The following is a 21322-nucleotide window of genomic DNA, read 5'->3' as shown; positions in this document are numbered from 1 at the left end:
AATAAATGATAATTCCAAAAAGTCTTTTTAAATTCTTTCTTAGTTTCTAAATCTAAGCATTCAACTTCGTACATAATTTTACTCCTTTCTAAAAGCCTTTTAATAATTTATCAACTTTTTCATAATGCAAATCATTAACAGTTTTTAAATAATCATAATCATTATTTTTTAGCAATTCTTCAAACTCTTCAGCATCAAATTTATTCACTGTTTCATAAGTTTCTCTTCCATAATATAGAAAATCTTCTTCATTATCATAAATAGTATTACATAAGCTATAGCTTATTATTTTACCCCCAATTACATTTTTAACTAATGCGCAAATTCTTTCATTTTTCATTTTTTCATCTCTCTCTTTCTATGTATTAATAATAACACAAAAAAAATATAATGTAAATACTTTTTTTATATTTTTTTTATATTTTTTTTATATTTTTTTAAATTAAAAAAAGAACTAAATTAAATAGTTCTTTTAATTATTTCCTAAAGAAATAATATCATTGCCAAAAGGCTATATAAATTATATAATATTTATTTTTTAATTGCAACTCTTTTATATCCACTGACTCTCAGTCTATCTACTTTAGTAGGTAAATTAGCCTTTTTGCTTATTTCACGATATTTATTAGTTAATTGCGTAATATTTTGTTGGCTTTCTAAAACTAAATTATCATTACCACTTGCTTTGGCTAGTATTTGTATATCTTTTTGCTTACGAATGGCTGTTTCATATTTTCTTTGAAGTTGTGTACATTCATATTTGGTGTATTCTTTTCCATCAATATTAATAGTTTTGTTATTCTCATTAATAATATTTTGCAATTGTTCGTTACTATATTGTGGCTGTGATACACCTAGTATAATACTAAATATATAATGGTAACAATTATATTCACTAATAGCACGCCTGTCTTTGCCTTCAAATTCAGAAGTAAATAATTTCCCTTTATAATCAACAGCATCAATATCATTTTGAAATTTATTAAATTCTTCATTACTAAATTGCCGTCCTTGTACTTCAGCATGGTCTGGTGCTGGATTTAAGTGTACACTAATTTCTATACCATCAGAGTCAAATTCAGCACCATATATTTTTTGCGTCTCATTATGTAAATTTCTTAATGCACCTTGCATATTCATACGAATTGCACTGTCTAATCGCATTGAACGTCCTTTGTAATCAACTGTTTTAAGTCCACTACCTCCAAGTTGCTTTAAAGTATTTCGCATAGCAGTATCAAAGGTGCTTTTTCCCTGTCCAACATTCAATATTGCTTCATCTAAAACTTGCGTATAGACTTCTCTTAAACCTTTAAAAACGACATTACCATTTAAATCTCTTACAGAATAGCCCAATGCCCGAGTATTCATAAAGTTTGCTAACTCGTTTTTAGTTATATTAGCCAATGCTTGAACTTGTGTTACTAAAGCACGGTTTTCCCTATAAGTGGTAAACGATAAATTTCTGTATTCATAAAATTGTTTATAAAATAATCTATCTTTTTCTGCAAAAGCATGAAATATCTCATCAATATCTTTTATATTTAAATTAGTTATTTGTGATATTTTATAAACAATATCATTATAATTTGAACCATATTTCAAAATATTTATTAACTGTTGAGCTTTACTAGGCATTAACTTACCTAGTTGTTTTATTGATTTTCCAATTTCTTCTAAAAAGGCAAGATTGGCTTGTTCTATTCTATCAACTAATCTTTCAATTAATTGCTCTATTTGTTGTTCATCTATCAATAGGAACACCTCCTATCGGTTTTGCCTTTTATATCTAAAACCATATTTTTCAGCATTTTGTTCAAGCCAATTACTCATTTGTTCACCTGCTTCATCTAATTTTTCTAAACTTCCTCCTGCTTGTCTTCCCAAACTTTCTTTTTGCCTTTGAAAATCTCCTGCCAAAAATCCTGGTTTATGTTGGTCATCAGTTATAATACTTTTATCTCTTGTTAAAGTAATTATTGTACCATTTTTATTTATTGCTGACATTGATTTTAAATCATTATCATACATAAAAATTAAATCTTGTTTAGAAAACATTGTATCGTACATATGAGTTGTAGGATGATTATGCGTAAAATTCATATCTTTTAATTGATTTAATTCTTGCCCTCTAAATTGTACTTTGTATTGTTCTCCATCTTTAAACATAATCTCTTTACCATTATCATCAAATACAATAGCACTTTCTTTGCTTTGATTTGCAATTTTATCACTAAAAGTTCTTATATTAGGATTATCTTGCCCAATATTAGAAGTTACATTACTAACAATTTCATTCCCCAAATTTTTGTCCCAGTTTTTCATATCTTCTTCGTACATTTTATCTTTTAACTTATCAATTTTTTCTTTATATTTTTGTCTTTCTTCTTCTGTTTCAGCGTCTTGATAATATGCTTCTAATAATTCTAACTCTTCGTCCATTTTTTTTCTTTGAGGGTTTATTCCACCTTTTTGCCTAATAAAAGCGTCCATAGGACTTTGACCTTCTTCAAGCCAAACGTGAGCACCATTTATTGTAACCCATCTACCCATTATTGCTCACCACCATTTTTATTATCATTTTGCTGATTATCTTGATTTTCTTCTTCTTCATTTAATCCAAGCATATCTTGTATGTCTAAAGTTTCTTCTTGAATATCAGCAATTTTTTGTTTTGCAATCTCCTCGGTTTCCCCAAAGATACGCATACGATATTCTACTTTAGAAATTAAACCAAGAGTAACTTCCCCTTTGGCTCTTGCGCTTTCTGCTTCTTTATCTTCAATAATGCTATCGTCAAATTGAATAACCATATCAGCAGTATCAATATTATATTGTCCAAATTTACTAGAAGCATAACAAATAGCATTTACCAAATCATAAATAGAACTTTCATAACCAATTTCAAGTTTTTTCTTTCTTCTAAATAATTTAGAATTACTACTAATAACTGCTGTTGCTGTACTTAAATTAGTTCCATCAAAATGGTAATGATTTTCTCCAAACCCAACCTGATTTCCTAATAAATTCAATTCAGTATTTAATGCTCCTATTTGACTATCAGTTCTTAATGTATCACTGTCTGATTGTATTAAATCATCTTTACTTGCTCCATTAGGTAATTGATAAATACTTGTATCGTTAGGGTCAAATACTAATTTTTGCTTGCCATCATCATAATTAAACATATCGGCACGTGCAAATATTCTTTTACGTCCATCATTAATTTCATTTTTAATAGCATCAAAACAAAGGTCAACTGCTTTTAAATTATCAATAGCATTTGCAAAATGAGGTATTCCAAAAGGTGAATTGCTGAATAAATTGTTAGTAAGTAAAGGTTTAAATATACTAAACCATTTAACATTGCTCATTGTATCAAACTCTTTAGCTGTATCGTCCATTTCAACTTCCGTCAATGTTTGGTTATTATCTCTAAATAAATGATTGTAAATAACATAATTTCCTTGGTCATTTAATTTATGAACTGATAATACAACATATTTTTGTCCTTTAATATATTCCACACTACCGAAAGCGCATTCTGTTACTTCTTTATTATTCCAAGTAAGTGGAAAAATCCAGTCAAAATCTACTATATCAACTCTAGTCTTGGCCTCACTAACGTCTAAAGTCATGGCGTCTTCATTTTGAATGATATCATAAACGCTTGTAACTGTAGCAACTGTGCCTAAAGCTCCTGATTTTTCTAAAGCTTGATTAATAACTGTATATAAATCTAATTTATTAGTTAAGTCATCAAATTGGTCTTGCGAATTATCATTTGTCATTGATATTTTACATTTTTCACTCCATAAAATATCTGACCAATCTTCACTTATTTGCTTAGCCATGTTCATTGTATATCGTGTTTGTGGTATTTTATTTTTACCATTATAAATAAAATAATGATGAAACTTCGTATCGCCTTGATACCACGATTTCCATGTTTCATAATAACTTTGTACTTGGTCTTTTATTTCAGGATTGTAATTATAATTATCTTGTAAAAACTTTTCTAATTTCATTTTACACCTCTTATCTTATCAATTAATTTTTTAAACAAGCCTTTTTTGTTTAAATTATCTAAATAAAGTCTATTATCTTCACTATCTATAATGCATTCATCAACTCTTGCTTGAATAATAACAAGTGGTTTTTCTCCAGCATTATGAAACACTTGATAACCAATTATACCTTTTCCATATTTTTTGCCATCTATTTTAAAATATTCGCAAGTTCCATATCTATCTATTTTTATTTCTAATTTCATATTTTAGCCTCCTAATTAGAAATTTCTATATTTTCGTCAATACATTTTAAAATTACTTGACGATAAAAAATACAAAAATGTTTATTATTTTTTTTAAAATAACAATCGATAATATTTTCATCGTTATCATTATCTCTAAAATAAAATAAATGTTGCTTATTCATATTTTTTTCAAGCCAATCTAAAACTTTTTTATCTTTCATAGCAATTCTCCTTTTATTAAATTATAGCATTAAAATTAAAATCTATCAAAATGGGTTAATATTAGTCATTAACTTATCATACCAAGCCGATATACTATACTCATGAGCATCAAGCGAGTCCACATCAAAACTACCATCGTCGAGCCGACAATCTTCATGTTTTTCGTCCCAAACCGCTTGTTTATATGAATTAATTAAATATTCGCATTTTCTTAATATAAACATACGAGAATTCGCAAATAAATAACAGTCTAAATATATTCTATCGTTAATTTGTAATTTAATACAATTTTCTATTTTTAATGGTATTCCTTTCTGTTGTAAATGCCTATTTAAGCCAAAAGAAAGCACTTCGCCCAACGAGCCCCAATCACCCCATGCGTGCGTACATTTTCCATATTCTTTTACAATTTTATAATAAAATTTATCAAATTCTTCATATATTTCTTCGGGTGTATAAAGTCCTTCAAGATTTACTTCATCTAAACACCACACCTCTTTGAAATATGGTGTTATTCCTGTTGCTTTAAATGTAGTTTGTCCTCTTGTTGCCCCATAGTCTATACCTATTGACACAATTAAGAAATTAAGTTTATTTCCATTTTTATCTACAGCCTCATCTCTTATAAACATTTCAGGATTATTGGCAAATTGCTTATATATAATACCTTCAGCCATAACCCATAAGCCAAGAATAAATCGTTCATAAAACACACCACCCATTGATTGGTATTGTTGTTTTAAGTTATTAAAATAATCCTCATTTTCTCTTTTAAGTATCTCATTATCATCAAAACTAAAATTCCAAATAGCCTTTTCTATTTCGTCATTATCAATGATAAGTTCCTTAACCCAGTGCGTTGGACTATCAGGGTTAGTCGTTGCATATAACTTCGCACCCTTAACAGACAAACGAGAAAGTAACATAGAATAAAATTCAAAAGGTATTTGCGTCAATTCGTCAACATAAGCACCTGCCAATGTCATACCACGTATTTTGCTTTCGGCTCTTTCATCATTAGCACCCTCTAGCCATACTTTACGTCCAAATAATACACCCATTTTTTGTGAAGTAGAATAAGTAAAATTCTTACCTACTAAATCTTGTAACAAACCAAGACAATTACGCTTTAATGAAGTGATAGTCTTACCAGTCATAAGAAACTCGCTATTTATTGGCATACTAGCAACGAATATTGCCCATTTTAATAAAGAAACATAAGTTTTGCCACTACGAACTGAGCCAGTTAACAAATTGATAACTTTATCATCTGCTAACATAAAATCTATTTGTTTTGGATTTAACATCTCATTTAGAGTTTTTGACATTGTTTAAAGCCTCCACTAAATCTTTTATAACACCATCAGTTTTTGTTTCTCCTTCATAAACAACCTTGTCTCGCCATTCTTTAGGCTTTCTATTCTTTAGCCAAAATATTTGTGCAGTAGTTTCCGCTGGTTTAAACTTTCTAATAGTAACGCTAACTGGTTCACTTATTTCTTTTATTCTCTTGCCATTTTCGTATAATACTTCTTTTTTTGTTGATACAACAACATCATCATACCAAAAACCAGTTGCATTTTTATATAAAGCATTTTCAACTTCAATGTCTACAACTTCTTTACCTTTTTTTAAGGCATTGGAAATCTTGTCGTATTTGTTTATATAATCATACAATGTAGAAGCGTTTATTCCCATATTATTTGCAATTTGTTCGTTAGTAAGCCCGTCTCTAGCCCATGCTTCAAGCAAGGTCAGTTTGTCTTGCTCAAGCCATTCATTAGCCTTGCTTTTTGCCATTTAATCACCTACTTTTTTTAAGACTATTTAAATTATAGCATATTTTTTGTTTTTAATAAAATCACATAGATTTATAAAATCTTGCAATACGCATTAATTCATACCCAGTTTCATCATATCCATTAAGAAAATCCCAAATTCTATCCTTGCAAGTTGTATTCATATGAATATTAGCATATACATAATATTTATAGAAAATCTTTCCATTTTTAGATAATAAATTAAAAAGTCTTTTTATAGCATATCTGTATTTGCAAAAATCCTCGTATGTGTAATACTTCATTTCGTTTTCTATAAATGAGCATTCACTAAAATCAGTTTCCATTTTTCACCTCCGTTCAAAAAAGTAAAAAAAGGCAAACCGTCCTATAAATCGGTTAGCCTAGAAGTTGTTAAAATATTTTGTTTCATTTGTATCACCCTTTTTCAACTTTTTAAATATATTACCATTTTTTTAATATTTTTTCAATAAAAAAGATAGGGTATAAAAGCCTATCTAAAAAGGGAGCTGACATAAGGTAAGTAAAGTTAAGGTGAATGAAAAAAATTGTTAGAAACATGGTTTTTCCCTTTTTATTACTTATGTCAATTAAATTATATCACTTTTTGTTTAAAATTTCAAATATCCTAGAGCCAGCCATTTCTTTAGAAGTAAAAATAAATTCAATTTTGTATTTTTTAGCCATTGTTTGCATTATTTTAGCAAGTGTTATGCCTTTTACTTTAGTTTTATTGCTTTGCCAATTAATTAAATCATTAATGCCTTTTATTTTATTGTCACATATAAGAAATATAAATCTTTCACAGCCTAATTCTCTAGCCTTAGATATTTCTCTTTTAATTCTTTCGTGTTCTGTTGTATTGCATAAATTATGTGCCATTTCTTCAACGTCTTTTTTTGTGTCTATTATTATCGAGTAATCTTTTACAAACCCATCATTATATCTCACGGCCATATAATCGCCACTTGGTAAACCCGCGCGAACCCACATAATTAAATTTTTATTGAAATGATCTGTTATATATTTATCCTTTTGTTGTCGGCTATCTGCCAGTATTAATATGTTATTCATTCATTAGCCCCATAAATTAGAGGCTGACGCAACTGGCGTATTTGGAATATATGTTGCTTGTAACGTCACTTTTTTATAATAATTAATGCCATCTCCAATCATTTCACCATGATATACCAAAATGCCTTCGTTATTTCTTCTAATAGCATTTATTTTAATTGTGTCAACGGTATTTCTTCCACTAACCACCTTTTCATCATCTATTGTTGTATAAAAAACTAATGTATCGGTTTCAGTTCCATTGCTTGGGTTAGTTATGTTGTAATTTACTTTTAGAATTGAAATATTGTTGTTTAAAACAATTTGAAATTGGTCTTCGTTTAATTCTAAATCAGGATAAACATGATTTTCTTTATTATCTTTTGTCATTTTCGAACTAATTTCTATTACTTTAATTGGTTTTTCTTCTAATTTTTTAACTCTATCTTCCAAATCTTGCCCTTTTAATGTTCCCAATACAGAGTTAGTAGCAACATCAGTTGTGATGTCTAAGTTATCAATCTCCATAATTAATTCAGTAGCACCACTTTTATTTTTAATACTAACAGTTGTTTGAGAACTAAAGCCACCATTTTCTTCGTCAGGTTTTAATTCTCTTGATAGTCCTTGCAATAAATCACTTGTTTCATCACTTATTTTTTCATCAATTTCTGTATTAGAATAAGTTTCTGTTTTTTTATAGTAGTTTTCTAAACTAGGTATTTCACTCTTTTTAGCATATTCCTGTTTTAAGTCAGTAGTTTTAGTGTAATTTTGCAAGTCATTGACATCTTTTTTAATGAAGTCCTCAATATTCTCATTTTTTACGTAATTATTTTCCAAATCAGTTGTAGTGGTATAGTGTGTTAAATTATCAACGTCTTTTGTAATAAATTGACTTGTATCGACCGTGTTGTCAATAACTTCAACTTCTTCAAGAGTAGTTATTTCTTCAATACATTTGTCTTCCATTTTCAACCCTCATTTCCATAAAAAGTAACTTCACTTGTGATATTTATTTCACCAATTGCAATTGTTTGTTTGTAGTTGTTGTCTTTAATAACTTCAATGTCATAGTAGTATTTGCCATACGGCAAGTTATTTGTATCTTCTGGATTTATAGTTATATAATAATATTTATCATTTGTGTTATATTTTATTCCATTTTTAAGTGTTTTTTGAATTAATATATTTTCATCAGTGTTACTATATTTAATTGTAAAATATAATTTATTGGGTAAATCTTCTATTACTTCGCTATCATGTTTTCTTTTGCGTTGAAACTTAAAATATTTAGTATCCCCTCTGGTTATTTCCATTTTTATCACCTAGATAAATTATAGCATAAAAAAAAGATATATCAAAATATCTTCATTCATAAACGTCATCAAGGCTTAATGTCTCAAGTGGTCTATAATTATTTTTCATGTCTTCTTGTAAATCGTCGTATTCTTCTTGCAAGCGGTCAATTTCCCAAAGTAAATCTTCCACAATTGACATGACACTTTCTACTGGCAAAAAGTTGCCATATAAATCATAATCAGTGCATGTTATCTCAGTTGCTTTTTCAATTTGTTTTAATTGTTCAAAGTCTAATTTTAAATACATTTTTCATTCCTCCTCTTTAAATATTATTATAGCATTTTCTTCGGCTTTTTGCACCTCATTTTTGAATTCTTCAATAGAAATATTTCCAACATATAAATTATTTGCTAAATCATATATTTTATCAATTAGCCATTTATCTTTTTTATTTTGGTTATATTGTCGAATTAATTCATCTTGATATTTTTCAAAGTCAAATGACATTACAGGCACGTCAAGAAGCCATTCAATATATTTCATTATTTGATATTTATCTTTGCAAACTTGATGCATTAGTACAGTATTGAAAGTTTTGTATTTTTCATAAAATGCTTTCATAAATTTCCAAAGTCTTTGATGTTTTATAAAATGCTTATCTTCAACTCTTATTTTATCCATTAGTTCTGGTTTAAGTAATAAGCAAGCAAGTAAATTAATTTCTAAATCGTAATAGTATTGCATATTTCACCCTAAAAAATAACCAATTTTAATATAATGCTCATTTAACCCGTAAGTACCAGCACACATTTTTGCTTTTTCAAATGTACTTAAAACGCCTTTTACTTCATCATTTTCATCAATTACAATATAACATTTTTGTTTTTTAACCATACTATTCCTCCATTTTTTCCAATATTTGTTTTATTTTTTCTTTTATATTTGTCTTTATAATTTCTTTCATTTTATTGTTCGTTTCGATAAATTCTTCTTCAGCAATAATTTTCTTTTGACACAATAATTGAATTATTGTTGCAAGATTTGACTGTGTTTCTATTTGCAATTTATTTTCCTCAGTATTTAAAAGCTCTTCAATATCTTTTTCATCATATTTCATTATCTTTCACTTCCTTTATTTCACAACTAACATCATCATTTACTTTATAAATATTATTATAATCAATAATAATTTCCGTATCTAATTTGATTTCATCATCATCAATACTTCTAATTCCACAAGCACACCAATTTGGCTTTATCCTATCACATTGTTTTAATAATTGTTCTAAAGTAATATCTTTAGGAGCTTCTGCAATAAATGATATATCACATCCGTCTAACCAAAATCTTATTTTATTATCTTTCATTTTATTTCACCTTCCTTATCAAATAAATTTTTAAATATTTCTACAAGTACATTTACAACAATACTATTTCCAGCCTGCTTATATAATTGAGTGTCACTATTGACTTGTTCTGCTTTTTCAAAATCTTCATCATCAAAACCCATTAATCTCCAACATTCCTTAGGTGTTAATTTCCTAATTTTTAAATTATTTTCAATACATGGTTGCCTCCAACCACCTTGCATAGTATCAAGCGTAGGACTTAAGCCGTTATCATCATATACGCTTCCTGCTTGATGAGTTGATTTTTCAGTATCGAATATGCCATACTTTCTTGATACCATCGGAACATATCCCCCACCTGTACCCATAGAACTTGTTAGAGTAGTACATATTCCATCTTTTTTAATACTTTGGTGTTCTTGCATACCGCCTAAAATATCATTCTCATTATTAAATTTATATTTAATTCTATTAGTTATTTCATCACTTAAGTAATATTTTTCATCAACTTCATCTTCAAGCATATCTTTAAGTTTTAATTTAAGTTCTTGCTTTGGTGGAAATTCAAAACTTTCATTACCTAAAATACTAACTGTAAATACTCTTTCACGATTTTGCGGAATACCATAGTCTTTAGCATTAAGCACTTGATAATAATTTGTATATCCTAAGCATTCCATTTTTGCTAAATAATTATCAAAATTGTGTCTATGTTTTTCACTTAAAACATTCTTTACGTTTTCCCAAACAACGTATTTTGGTCTTAACTTTTCAACTATTCTTAATGTTTCATACATCAAAGAACTTCTTGTCCCACTTCCTTCATCTCCACCTGCTTGTTTACCTGCTAATGAGAAATCTTGACAAGGGCTTCCGTGCATAATTAAATCAACTTCAATATCTTTATCCCAAGTAGTTATGTCTTGTGGTTCAAAATTAGTACCATATATAGCATTAAATGATTTAACTGTATATTTATCTATTTCTACATAATCAACTATTTCAAATGGTATATTAAGTCTTTTTAAAGCATTACTACAAGCACCAATTCCTCCAAATAATTCTAAAACTTTAAGCATTTCCATTTTTACCTCTTTCTAATATATTTTTTTAAATTCTAAAACTGTGATAATTTTACCGTCATTTGTACGGCAAGTTAACTGTGCATTACCGTAATAACATATTTCAGCATAACCTCTATTATTATTTATATCTACATATTCATATTTACCTGCTTTTAGTATGTACTCTATAAAAAATGGAATAATAAATAAAATACCAATAATAATAGCAATTAGTATTATTGTAAATAAATCTAATATATAATTTAAAATTGGATACTTATCTGTTAATTTTTCTAATTTTTCTACCATATTAATTTTTACCTCTTTCTAATATTTCATATTTCCATATATATCCACCAGCAGTTTTATATCTTCCACTACAACAATTTGATATAGAAGAACTGCCGATTTTTAATTCTTTTTCTGCTTCTATTACAGAATTCCATAATTTAATAAATTTCATATCTTTTGAATATTGTATTACTTTTTTAGATGTTGGGTGATTACCACCAAATTTATTTGTCCATAATGGTTTTCCTAAGCCATTTTTAAATGCGTGTTTTTGATTTTCACTAGCCGTTGTCCACTCTAAATTAGTCCACACATTATTTTCTTTGTTTCCGTCTTTATGATTAATTTGTGGCTTATTATCAGGATTAGTAATAAAATGTTCTGCTACTAACCTATGAACTAAATAATTTTTACAATGGCTATCTTTAAATAGAGCAACTCGTAAATACCCATTTATTTTAGCAGGTTGTAAAATTCTTTCTTTTTGAAAATAATTATAAACTTTTCTACCTAAAGATTTAACATTTCCCATATTACTAACTTGATAAAGTCCTTCAAATCCTTTTACATCTTTCCATATTTCTTGCATATACATATCTCCTTTTCCTAGAGATAAAATAAAAGCACTTAATGACATCTAGGGTTTATTGTCGAGATAGTCCTAGACATCATTAAATGCTTTTAATCTATCTCGACATATTAATTATAACATATTTTTTAAAATTAATCAATTTTTTTATTTTTTAATTCTTGTAATTTGTCATAAACTTTTCCTATTGCCGAATTTTGCTTAATTTCAGGAATATACAAACAATAATTTTCTTCAAGCCACTTTTCAAATTCAGTTAAAATATATTTTAAGTCATATACTTCCCTAGAATAATTGGTAGTAAATTTTTCACCGCATTTAGGACAATTAAATTCAACTTGGTCAGGACTAAATAAATTCATTTTTAATTCTTCATTTTCTTGTTGTAATTGTTCAATAGCATTATAAATATCATCAGGAATAGCAAAATAACCTTTATCATCTATTTTTATTTCTCCTAATTCTTTATTTATTAATCTTATTTCACTCATCTTTACCACCTTTATTAACAAAATCTAATATTCTATGACATTCACTTCTTTCGCCACAAATAATATAATAATTATTATCATACTTTTGCTTTTTATCTAGTATTTCATTTTTAGTGGCTATTTCACTCTTCAAAAAAGAAATAAGTTGTTGTTTTTCATTTTTTAAATTATTTCTATCTTTAGTTATTGTATCTAATAATTTTAATGCTTGTTCTTTTGTTATTTCGTCAACTCTTGATGTTTTAATTGTAGGTTCATAATAATCATTATTTTCCATTTTATTTTTTCCTTTCTACCACATAACTACAATAGCAATAAAACTGCCTATCATTGCAAAAAGTGAAATCATTTTTGCTATTCTCCAAAATTTGTATACACCATTAAACACATCTGATAAATCAAGATTAATTTTTCTAAAAAATATTAATGCACTAATTGCAAATATAATTATTGCTAATTTCATTTTATTTTTCCTCCAACTTTTCTATTTCTAACCATTTAATAAGTTCTTTTATAGAGATAACAGGATTTTTATAAACAACTTTACCATCTAATTCCCAACAACCTGCAACTTTTTCTATCTCATTTTTACTAAACCAAGCACCTCTTATGCTAGTTCCCCAATCAATCAGTTCAAATCTATTTAATAAATTGCAAACTAATATATAATTTCTATAATTATCAGGTTCTGTTATATATTCAAATGTAGTTCTATCTTGTATTGCCTTCATTACTTCATATATTTTTTTACCAAATTGTAAATCTAATTCATCATCATAAGTAATAACATTAAAAATATAACTACTTAAAAATATAAATCTATAATCTTCTTTAGAATATGCTTGTTTTATATCATCATCTTCATAAGATTGTAAATAATCTTTATAGCTATCATCAAACCATTGAATAAAATCATTTTTCATCTTTACTCTCCAACTTTTCTGCTTCAATTCCAAAGAATAATTTATACATTAACCTTTGAAACCAATTAATTTTTTTAGTGATTCCTATTGTAATATTTGCTAGTTTTAAAAATGCTTTAATATCTTTGGGACTTTCAGGTCTATCTATTTTCAGCCAAGTTATTTCACTATTCACCCATTTATCTTCATAAATATTTATACCATCATTATTCATCTTTACCAACTACCTTATCTTTCCAATAATCAAACACAACATCATCTTTTACATTATCAAGTCTTTCTTTTAAGTATTTTTGATTTTTGATAAGTTGATTAATTACTTTTCTATTGTATTCTATTGATTCTTTAGTATAGTTTTCTGTGTAAGTATATTCCGCTAATTCTTCTATATCTTCCCACTCATCATTTTCTTCTGGTAGAATTTCAACTGTATCATTTATAATATTGTATAAAGAATTATGAAAATGACTATCATATTTAAAAATATCTTTAATAATTAAACAATGTTCCCAACCTAATCTTCTATAATCTCCAATATCTTTGCAAAATTTATATTCAGAACCATTGTAAAAAACTTTTTTTAGGTGCTTTACCATCTTTAATAAGCCCCATTAATTCATAAATTGTTATTATTTTATTTTCCATCTTCATCATTTCCTTTCACATTTAAAATAATAATTATAAACATCATTATTAAATAAAACGGAAGTATAATTAAATCTGCCACAATTCCTAATACAATTAAAATTAATGTTATTGGAAAGCAAATTATACTAAATATTTTATTAAAATAATTTCCCTTTTTAATTTCAAGTATTATATTGTCAATTAATAAATATTTTATTAAAAAATAAGTTATCATTTTTTGCCTCCTCTACTTAATAAATAATATCCAATTCTTCTTAAAATACTTTCATTTTTAGATAAATCAGTATTTATAGTATGTTCTTTAAATAAACCTAATTTATATAATCTATTATGAGCCACCCATTCATTTAAGCAAGAATTAATATTTCTTTTTATTGTATATAATGGTAAAACTTCTAAAAATATTTTCATTTCTTTTTTACTTTTTATTTTATATGAATTTAAAATTGAAATATTATTATTAGTTAATTCACAATAAATAATATTATTATTTAGTTTATTAGTTAATTTTACTTTCATTTATCCTCCTTTTTATTAATATAAATATATAGTAAATAGTATATATTATATAAAAAACTAACATTTTTTATTAATAACTAACATATAACTAACATAGAACTAACATATTTTTCCCTTAAATACTAATACTCTAACGCCTCTAACACTTTTTAACATATACACTATTATATAGAATACGCATTTTTTTATTTTATATATATAGTGTATACCCCATTTTTTTGTTAGTTTGTTAGTTTTTCCCTAAAACACTGGGTTTAAGCCCTATTTTTACGTTATTTTTCCCCTAACATCGTTAGTTTTTTTATAAATTTAATCGAACAAATGTACCTTTTCTGCTTCTAACTTGTGTATTATGAATATATCTTCCTTGTGAATTCCTTTCTAAAAAACCCATTTCAGCCCATTCTTTTTTTACCGTATTAAATTCAAATCCACCTTTTTTTAATTCCCTAAATAGAATTTCAGAATTAATACAACATATATTAGTTTCAGTAATAATTCCCCAAGACTCGCCATAATTTTGGTCGGCAAATCTTTTTTCGTTAGCATTTATTACGTTAACAATATAATTTCTTGCCTTAATAGAAGTTTTAATTTCTTTTTCATCATTGATATATTCATATATGTCTTTTGGTTGTAAAATGTAATCATCTTGGAATATACATTTATTCCCTAATTCATTAGCTAGTAATATGCTTGCTAGTGAACTAGCTTGCTTACTTGTTGAATTAGTATTTTCCATTATTTCACTATATATCTCGTTAAATCTTTTTGATATTTCATCAAATCCTGTTGTTTGAATATATTTAATATATTCCTTACCAGCAAAACCATAATTATTTTTTATAATTCTAGCTATTTCTTGCCCATTTTCGATTATTTTTTCTCCAATTTCTAAATCAATAACTCTGTTATATAATTGTTCTCCTGCGTTTTCATCTACAATACGGTTGTTGCTAGTAAATAAGAAATTATTAAACCACGTCTTAACTTCTTTTACTTGACTATTCTTATTTAATCGACCTTTTTCAGTTCCGTTGCATAAGTCCATGACTAGGCTTTCCATATCAAGATATTTTGAATTTTTAACTATTTGTAATTCATCAAAATAACAAGTCATATTTCTCATAAATGAAGCTATGGTTATATAATAATTTTGTGTGTTATTGCTTGACATTCTTAAAGCTCCTATTTCTGGGTTTCCCCAAATACTCATTGCTACCATGCAAGATAAAGTCTTACCATTTCCACTTAAAGAACTCCACAAGTTGACTATATATGGTTGCAAGCTTAATTTTTCAAGTAAAGGGCTTGCAAGTGTTACAGCCATAAGCAATTTTATTATTTTGTTTTTCCTTAAGTCTTTTATAACATCTTTCCATTTTTCATAGTTTCCTTTAGTTGATATTGCTTGATAGATTTTTTTAAAATCTTCAACTCCGTCAAATATTCCATAACTGTCGTAAGGAATAAATAAGCTTTCTTTCCAACCAATATGAGATACACTATCCATTTTTTTTATGTCGTTAGTATTAAGTATATCATTGAAATAACGTATATAATATTTTACATTTTCACTATTAACATCAAGCCCATAATCACTTAATAAAAGTATTTTTTGACTAATTGCAAGTTGACTTCGGTCAACGATAAGTTCTTTCCATTCATTTTCTTTGTAAAATATTATTTTAACTTTTTCCTTTTCAGTTTCTTTATTGATATACCTTTCAACTGGTAAAACTGGAATATATGAGAATTTATAATTGCTTCCATCTGTTATGCCATGAATGTTGCAAGTGTAATTTAACATATTGTAACTTTCAATATCATATTTGCATTTTGGAAGTTTTATATTGTCGTCTAAAGATATCTTATCTTTAAGCAATGTCTCATATTTTTTTAAGCTTTCCTTAAATCTTTTTTCAATGCCAAGTTTTTTTGCTTCAATAAATAATTCATCTTCTCTTGATATTCGGTCAACACCACTTTTAGAAAAAAGGTCAACAAATGTTTCTTTAGCAAATAATTGTTTCTCTGTCATTATTTCCCTTCTTTCTTTCCAACTGGTCTTAAAATAATTTCGTCTTCGTTAATTTCCATATAAAATCTTCTACCATATTTATTAATAAAGAATTGTGGAATAATAACACGATTTCTTGTTTTATCAGCATTTTTTTGAAATATCAAATGTTGCTTGTTTTTCATTGTTCACCTCCTATCTACTGTAATATCAGTGTACCATAATTGTACCTCATTGTAAATAGTTTTTAAAAAAGAATATTAAAAATATTCTAATTTAAAAAGGTAATTCATCATCAGCAATTCTTAATTCGGAATTTTCTTGACTTGCTTGACTTTGATTTCCATTATAATTATCAATAGGAATATAATTTCCATTTAGTAATTTAACATTTTTAGTAATTCTTTCATTTTTATTTACTTCATCAAGTTTATCAAGACTTCTAAATTGATTTAATTTTGTTTTAATAGCTGTTGAACCATCTTGTTTTTCATATTCTTCGTATTGATAAACAATTCCAACTTTTTTGCCAACTAAACTTTTTTCATCCCAATTCCAAGTATAGCCTGTATTAGACTTTTCAACACTTGTAATAAAACCTTTTAAAAATGGTAATGAACTTTCACCTAATCCTAAATATCTAGTGCTATTATTATCCCATTTTTTATCAGCATTAGGGTTGTTATCATAACTTTTTTGAAAATAGTCTTTAAAATTTCCCTCGGCAATATCACATTCAATTTTCAAAGATTTATTTCCACTTTCACTTGTATGTTCTTCAGCACTTTTAATAATGCCAATATATCCTCCTGCACTTAGTCTTATAAAATCACTTGTTCCCTTTTCTTCAATTTCTTCCCAATTATTAATTCTTTCCATTTTCTTTTTCCTCACTTTCTAAAATTCTTTTAATTCTTTAATAACTTCATATAAATCATTATCAACATATTGTTGTCCTTCAAAACTTCCCATTGGTACTCTAGCAGTAGATGTTGATGAAGTAGTTTCAAATTGATATTTTCCATCAATATTTTTAGCAATTAAAACTGTGTCAAAATATTTTTCAAGTCCTATTTTGTTAAGTTTACGTCCATTAGTCAATAATCTAGTAAAGCCCTCATCATCAGTTTGCGTGTGTCCTAAAAATATAACGGTTAAGTCATCTCTTAATCCTGGAACTACATCAATTAATTCAAAAATACATTTTGCTAAATCTTGCCATTCGTTATAATTTTTGCCTTTCATTCTAACCATTTCATCGGCAATCATTATAGAATTAATAGTATCAACAGCAATATATTTAATATCATCTCTTGAATTTGATATGCCCTCTAATATTTTTTTTACATCTTCTCCATTATTAGTTCTACAAAAGTTTTTCTTTTCTTCATTAAAGTCATTTCTCCAACCTTTGTAGTTTAATCCTTTTTTATCACAGTCAATGTAATAAAGTTCATTTTTTGGGATATTTCTAAGTGATACAGTTTTACCACTTGCTGGTTCTCCCATAACCAAAATCATTTTTGCCATTTTGTTAGCCCTCCTTAAATTTAATATTTTTTCTACCTCTTTTTTTAAATAAGGTACTTCGATAATTTGATAATTATCAATATTTGTATCAAAATAAACAATAAATAATTCATCAACTTTTATGTTGGTATATTTTTCAATCAAAAATTTATAAATACTTAATTGTATAAAATAATGTTGTCCATTGCAATCATCTAATTTTTGTAATGGTATTTTCATCTTTTTTTTATATTTTGAAATAAATTCTAATTTTTTATTAGTTTTAAAATCCAAAATGCAACATTGTTGTGTTAATTTATTATACATAATTCCATCAATTGAACCTGCTATATCATATTCTTTAGACCACACTATAAATTCATCATATAACATATCATAAACATTTTTATAATCTTGATAAAATTGTTTTGCTTGTTTAACACCACTATTAATAGCATTTTTAAGCCCCGTATGGCATTTTTTTATATTTAAAGGTATATTTATACCTTTCCATATATTTTGAGCCTCTACGTGTATTTTAGAACCCTTTAGACACGCTTCTTGATTTTCAATTTTCCATTTTTTTAAAATTTCAAATGTAGTCGTATTATCTCTTATAGCAATTCTAGAAGCAACTTCTTCTACGTTAAATTCGTTTGCATAACTTTCTATAAGTTGAGTTACTGATATTCCAAATTGATAATCTTTTAATTTATAAGTATGATTTTTTTCATTAAAACTAACACCATTGAAATATTTTAATTGTTCTATTATCTTATTCTTCATAATATCTCCAATGATAACCTTTTGTTGATTTTCTTTTTCCACTACAACAACAACTTATATTATTTGTATTTTTTATTTTTTCTGCTTCTGCAATAGAATTAAATATTTCTCCTGTTTCAATACATTGAACTTTTTTTCTATTTATTGCTGGTTTACATTTTTTTCCTTTGTTCCATGGAATATTTCCTTTTTTAAATCTATAAGCATTTCCTTTCATTTTTTCAGACATTTTCTTTTTATGTTCTTCATTTTGCCATAGCTTTTTACTAGCATTTGATATTTTTATCAAAGAGTTTTCAGTATGTTTTTTATGATACATACCATTTTTTTCTCCTTTATTAGAAACACTTATTTTTCTTTTTGTTTCTTCTTTACAAGGAACACCATTATTAACTAATCCACCTTTTGAAATATTATAACCATATTTGCTATTTGAAGAATTATATTTTTTTATTAATTCAATTTCTTTTTGTTCTGCTTCTTCTTTAGATAAATTAGTAAATAATATAATATGTTCAAAATTATCCCATCCATAAATATCAATTGCTTTTTTAAATACTTGATTGTAATACCCTTTACCATTATTCCATCTGTATTTAGGATTTCTTTTTGTAATACCAATATAAACTTTACCATTTATTTTGTTTTTGTGCATATAGACAGTATAATTAAATACCTCTAGTTTTTTTAAATATTCTTCTTTTGTCATTTTTTCGGTCTTTCAATTAATAGCATTCTTACATAAGCGTTTAATGATAAACCTTTTTCATTTGCTTCTTTTCTTAATTCTAAAATTAATTCATCAGGCAATTTAATATGTATCATTTCTTCCTCCTTTACTTTTTGTTTTTTTGCATTTTTTCAATGTCAATTTCACTTTGTATTTGATATTTCTTGAATTTTAAATAGTCAATTTTGTTTTTGTATAACTTGATTTTAAAATTAAGTTTTTCAATTTTTCGACTGACTATTCTCAATTTCTTATCATTCATTTTAATCACCTCCGTTTATAAGATTATACTACTTTTTTTATATTTTGTAAATACTTTTTTTATATATTTTTTATACTTTTTAAGAATAAAAAAAAAGACTTTATAAAAAAGTCTTATTCTATTACTATTTGGAATTTAGTAACATTTACACCATAAACGCCTGCGTAACCATCTTGTCCATTAGTTGTTTCAGTATCTTTTTGAAATGAATAATTGTTGACTTTGTATTTTGCTTTCTTGAATGGTCTTATATCATCTGGTGTGTAATAGTAAACTTGAATTGCGTCTATTTCACGTCCATTTCCAGCATAACCATTTTGAATATCGTTTATATTGTATCCTGTTACATATGGTAACCAATTACCACCTCTAACATGAACTCTATATTTAATAGAGCCTTTATCTACTTTAATAGCAACATCAGTAACAGGGCTATTTTCATATCCAGCATAGTCAGTTAAGTTTTTAACTTCTGGTAACCAACCGTGTTTTTTAGTTTTTACTCGATATGTAACATTTACAGTTTGACTACTTGGTTGTGGTGTTGGAGTTGGTGTAGGTTGTGGAACACTTCCACCATTATTAATTTTATTTGCTTCAGAAATAATATAATCTATTTTAGATAATAAGTAGTCTCCTGGACAAGTAGTTGCTGCATACATTCTATGCCATACTAAAGTCTTTCCTTTAACTAAAGTAATATTATTTCTTTTAGCAATATCAGCCACTAATTTAATTAATGATTTTAATGTTACATCTGATACAGGCCAATTACCACCAGTTTGAGAATTTGATGTTTCAATTGTTACTGATTTACAATTACTATCCCAGTTTGAATTTGCCCATGCTGTATCACTTTCATCTACGTATTGACCTATTTCACCATTTTTCCCAACTCCATAATGGGTAGAAGCTCCTCTATTAACTTGTTTAAAAATATTACCGCATTGTTGAGCGGTTAAAACACCAGCCATATGATGAATAGCAATCATTTCTATCTTTCTTCCGCTTCTTCCTTTTGTATAATTAGAAGTGCTTGCTGGAACTTTTACTGTTGCTAAACTTGAATTACTCATTAGATTCCACCTCCAAAACTTCTGTTTCATCACCTTTACCATTTGAAAATTCTTTTTCTTGTTCTTCTGTAAGTTCAATTTCTTCTGTTTCTATATTTTTAATTTCTTCCATTATTAATTACCTTCTTTCTTATTATAATTAGCATTTGATATCATCAATGCTGAGCCTAAAAATGCGTCGAAAGCTGTCATAATTGTAATTACAATATCAGTAAAACTACAATTAAAACATTTTAGCACTACGCCAACAAATACGGTTAATGCTGGTAAAAAAACTTGTGCAATGTATTTTAAGACATCGTAAGTTTTATTCTTCATTATTATTCACCTCCTTTTAATATTTTCTATTTTAATCATCTTCTTTCTTAATATTTTCAATTAGTTTTTTACAATTTATAAATACCAACGTTAACATTTTTATTAAATTTAAATTT

At 26.6% G+C, this 21322-nt stretch carries 33 protein-coding genes; all 33 read right to left on the bottom strand.

Features of this window, described 5'->3' with window-relative positions; genetic code table 11:
• Window positions 1–88: 88 nt before the first annotated feature.
• The gene (locus tag Q0Z93_RS01175; RefSeq protein ID WP_298061755.1) at window positions 89–340 is read right to left on the bottom strand and encodes a hypothetical protein; all 252 of its coding nucleotides are present in this window, start codon (window positions 338–340) and stop codon (window positions 89–91) included.
• Window positions 341–531: 191 nt separating this feature from the next.
• Window positions 532–1755, bottom strand: a complete 1224-nt coding sequence (locus Q0Z93_RS01170) for a phage minor capsid protein (protein WP_298061752.1) — start codon at window positions 1753–1755, stop codon at window positions 532–534.
• A 12-nt stretch (window positions 1756–1767) separates the two neighbouring features.
• Window positions 1768–2553, bottom strand: coding sequence for a hypothetical protein (locus Q0Z93_RS01165; RefSeq protein ID WP_298061750.1), 786 nt, complete (start codon window positions 2551–2553; stop codon window positions 1768–1770).
• Window positions 2553–4028, bottom strand: coding sequence for a phage portal protein (locus tag Q0Z93_RS01160; RefSeq protein WP_298061748.1), 1476 nt, complete (start codon window positions 4026–4028; stop codon window positions 2553–2555). The genes Q0Z93_RS01165 and Q0Z93_RS01160 overlap by 1 nt, the downstream gene beginning before the upstream one ends.
• On the bottom strand, window positions 4025–4273 hold the full coding sequence (locus tag Q0Z93_RS01155) for a hypothetical protein (protein WP_298061746.1): 249 nt from the start codon (window positions 4271–4273) through the stop codon (window positions 4025–4027). The genes Q0Z93_RS01160 and Q0Z93_RS01155 overlap by 4 nt, the downstream gene beginning before the upstream one ends.
• A gap of 11 nt (window positions 4274–4284) precedes the next feature.
• On the bottom strand, window positions 4285–4476 hold the full coding sequence (locus Q0Z93_RS01150) for a hypothetical protein (RefSeq protein WP_298061745.1): 192 nt from the start codon (window positions 4474–4476) through the stop codon (window positions 4285–4287).
• Window positions 4477–4521: 45 nt separating this feature from the next.
• On the bottom strand, window positions 4522–5805 hold the full coding sequence (locus Q0Z93_RS01145) for a PBSX family phage terminase large subunit (RefSeq protein ID WP_298061743.1): 1284 nt from the start codon (window positions 5803–5805) through the stop codon (window positions 4522–4524).
• On the bottom strand, window positions 5786–6277 hold the full coding sequence (locus Q0Z93_RS01140; protein WP_298061741.1) for a hypothetical protein: 492 nt from the start codon (window positions 6275–6277) through the stop codon (window positions 5786–5788). The genes Q0Z93_RS01145 and Q0Z93_RS01140 overlap by 20 nt, the downstream gene beginning before the upstream one ends.
• Window positions 6278–6876: 599 nt before the next feature.
• Complete coding sequence (locus Q0Z93_RS01135; protein WP_298061737.1) at window positions 6877–7350, bottom strand: ERCC4 domain-containing protein; 474 nt, start codon at window positions 7348–7350, stop codon at window positions 6877–6879.
• Window positions 7351–7353: 3 nt separating this feature from the next.
• Window positions 7354–8301, bottom strand: a complete 948-nt coding sequence (locus tag Q0Z93_RS01130; RefSeq protein WP_298061735.1) for a hypothetical protein — start codon at window positions 8299–8301, stop codon at window positions 7354–7356.
• 2 nt (window positions 8302–8303) lie between these two features.
• Entirely contained in the window at window positions 8304–8648 is a 345-nt protein-coding gene (locus Q0Z93_RS01125) for a hypothetical protein (RefSeq protein ID WP_298061733.1), read from the bottom strand.
• Window positions 8649–8700: 52 nt separating this feature from the next.
• Window positions 8701–8937, bottom strand: a complete 237-nt coding sequence (locus Q0Z93_RS01120) for a hypothetical protein (RefSeq protein WP_298061731.1) — start codon at window positions 8935–8937, stop codon at window positions 8701–8703.
• Between the two features lie 3 nt (window positions 8938–8940).
• Window positions 8941–9375 (bottom strand): DnaB-like helicase N-terminal domain-containing protein, encoded by a 435-nt coding sequence (locus tag Q0Z93_RS01115; protein ID WP_298061729.1) that lies wholly within the window; start codon window positions 9373–9375, stop codon window positions 8941–8943.
• Between the two features lie 3 nt (window positions 9376–9378).
• On the bottom strand, window positions 9379–9525 hold the full coding sequence (locus tag Q0Z93_RS01110; protein ID WP_298061727.1) for a hypothetical protein: 147 nt from the start codon (window positions 9523–9525) through the stop codon (window positions 9379–9381).
• Window position 9526: 1 nt separating this feature from the next.
• On the bottom strand, window positions 9527–9748 hold the full coding sequence (locus Q0Z93_RS01105; protein WP_298061725.1) for a hypothetical protein: 222 nt from the start codon (window positions 9746–9748) through the stop codon (window positions 9527–9529).
• Window positions 9738–9998: a hypothetical protein gene (locus tag Q0Z93_RS01100; RefSeq protein ID WP_298061723.1), complete on the bottom strand. Its 261-nt coding sequence runs from the start codon at window positions 9996–9998 to the stop codon at window positions 9738–9740. The genes Q0Z93_RS01105 and Q0Z93_RS01100 overlap by 11 nt, the downstream gene beginning before the upstream one ends.
• A complete protein-coding gene (locus tag Q0Z93_RS01095; protein ID WP_298061721.1) occupies window positions 9995–11065 on the bottom strand; it encodes a DNA cytosine methyltransferase in 1071 nt (356 codons plus the stop codon). The genes Q0Z93_RS01100 and Q0Z93_RS01095 overlap by 4 nt, the downstream gene beginning before the upstream one ends.
• 12 nt (window positions 11066–11077) lie before the next feature.
• Window positions 11078–11353, bottom strand: a complete 276-nt coding sequence (locus Q0Z93_RS01090) for a hypothetical protein (protein WP_298061719.1) — start codon at window positions 11351–11353, stop codon at window positions 11078–11080.
• A 1-nt stretch (window position 11354) separates the two neighbouring features.
• On the bottom strand, window positions 11355–11930 hold the full coding sequence (locus Q0Z93_RS01085) for an NUMOD4 domain-containing protein (RefSeq protein ID WP_298061717.1): 576 nt from the start codon (window positions 11928–11930) through the stop codon (window positions 11355–11357).
• 128 nt (window positions 11931–12058) lie between these two features.
• Window positions 12059–12415: a hypothetical protein gene (locus Q0Z93_RS01080; protein WP_298061715.1), complete on the bottom strand. Its 357-nt coding sequence runs from the start codon at window positions 12413–12415 to the stop codon at window positions 12059–12061.
• Window positions 12408–12692 (bottom strand): hypothetical protein, encoded by a 285-nt coding sequence (locus tag Q0Z93_RS01075; protein WP_298061713.1) that lies wholly within the window; start codon window positions 12690–12692, stop codon window positions 12408–12410. The genes Q0Z93_RS01080 and Q0Z93_RS01075 overlap by 8 nt, the downstream gene beginning before the upstream one ends.
• Before the next feature lie 15 nt (window positions 12693–12707).
• A complete protein-coding gene (locus tag Q0Z93_RS01070) occupies window positions 12708–12878 on the bottom strand; it encodes a hypothetical protein (RefSeq protein ID WP_298061711.1) in 171 nt (56 codons plus the stop codon).
• A gap of 1 nt (window position 12879) precedes the next feature.
• Window positions 12880–13338, bottom strand: coding sequence for a hypothetical protein (locus Q0Z93_RS01065; protein WP_298061709.1), 459 nt, complete (start codon window positions 13336–13338; stop codon window positions 12880–12882).
• The gene (locus tag Q0Z93_RS01060; protein ID WP_298061707.1) at window positions 13328–13552 is read right to left on the bottom strand and encodes a hypothetical protein; all 225 of its coding nucleotides are present in this window, start codon (window positions 13550–13552) and stop codon (window positions 13328–13330) included. Before Q0Z93_RS01060 ends, Q0Z93_RS01065 begins: the two co-directional genes overlap by 11 nt.
• A complete protein-coding gene (locus tag Q0Z93_RS01055) occupies window positions 13545–13934 on the bottom strand; it encodes a hypothetical protein (protein ID WP_298061705.1) in 390 nt (129 codons plus the stop codon). The genes Q0Z93_RS01060 and Q0Z93_RS01055 overlap by 8 nt, the downstream gene beginning before the upstream one ends.
• A gap of 262 nt (window positions 13935–14196) precedes the next feature.
• Window positions 14197–14505: a hypothetical protein gene (locus tag Q0Z93_RS01050; protein WP_298061702.1), complete on the bottom strand. Its 309-nt coding sequence runs from the start codon at window positions 14503–14505 to the stop codon at window positions 14197–14199.
• Window positions 14506–14806: 301 nt separating this feature from the next.
• Entirely contained in the window at window positions 14807–16546 is a 1740-nt protein-coding gene (locus Q0Z93_RS01045) for a DUF927 domain-containing protein (RefSeq protein ID WP_298061701.1), read from the bottom strand.
• Window positions 16546–16710 (bottom strand): hypothetical protein, encoded by a 165-nt coding sequence (locus Q0Z93_RS01040; RefSeq protein ID WP_298061699.1) that lies wholly within the window; start codon window positions 16708–16710, stop codon window positions 16546–16548. The genes Q0Z93_RS01045 and Q0Z93_RS01040 overlap by 1 nt, the downstream gene beginning before the upstream one ends.
• 91 nt (window positions 16711–16801) lie before the next feature.
• Window positions 16802–17404: a hypothetical protein gene (locus Q0Z93_RS01035; protein ID WP_298061697.1), complete on the bottom strand. Its 603-nt coding sequence runs from the start codon at window positions 17402–17404 to the stop codon at window positions 16802–16804.
• Window positions 17405–17422: 18 nt separating this feature from the next.
• Entirely contained in the window at window positions 17423–18820 is a 1398-nt protein-coding gene (locus Q0Z93_RS01030) for an AAA family ATPase (RefSeq protein WP_298061695.1), read from the bottom strand.
• Window positions 18810–19529 (bottom strand): NUMOD3 domain-containing DNA-binding protein, encoded by a 720-nt coding sequence (locus tag Q0Z93_RS01025; protein WP_298061692.1) that lies wholly within the window; start codon window positions 19527–19529, stop codon window positions 18810–18812. The genes Q0Z93_RS01030 and Q0Z93_RS01025 overlap by 11 nt, the downstream gene beginning before the upstream one ends.
• A 396-nt stretch (window positions 19530–19925) precedes the next feature.
• On the bottom strand, window positions 19926–20888 hold the full coding sequence (locus tag Q0Z93_RS01020) for a peptidoglycan recognition family protein (RefSeq protein ID WP_298061690.1): 963 nt from the start codon (window positions 20886–20888) through the stop codon (window positions 19926–19928).
• Between the two features lie 114 nt (window positions 20889–21002).
• Window positions 21003–21206, bottom strand: coding sequence for a phage holin (locus tag Q0Z93_RS01015; protein ID WP_298061688.1), 204 nt, complete (start codon window positions 21204–21206; stop codon window positions 21003–21005).
• Between the last annotated feature and the right edge of the window lie 116 nt (window positions 21207–21322).

This window comes from uncultured Rikenella sp. (assembly GCF_947628055.1).
Lineage (GTDB): Bacteria > Bacteroidota > Bacteroidia > Bacteroidales > Rikenellaceae > Rikenella.
The sequence above is the reverse complement of the archived record's forward strand: the minus strand, read 5'-3'. Positions and strand labels throughout refer to the sequence as shown.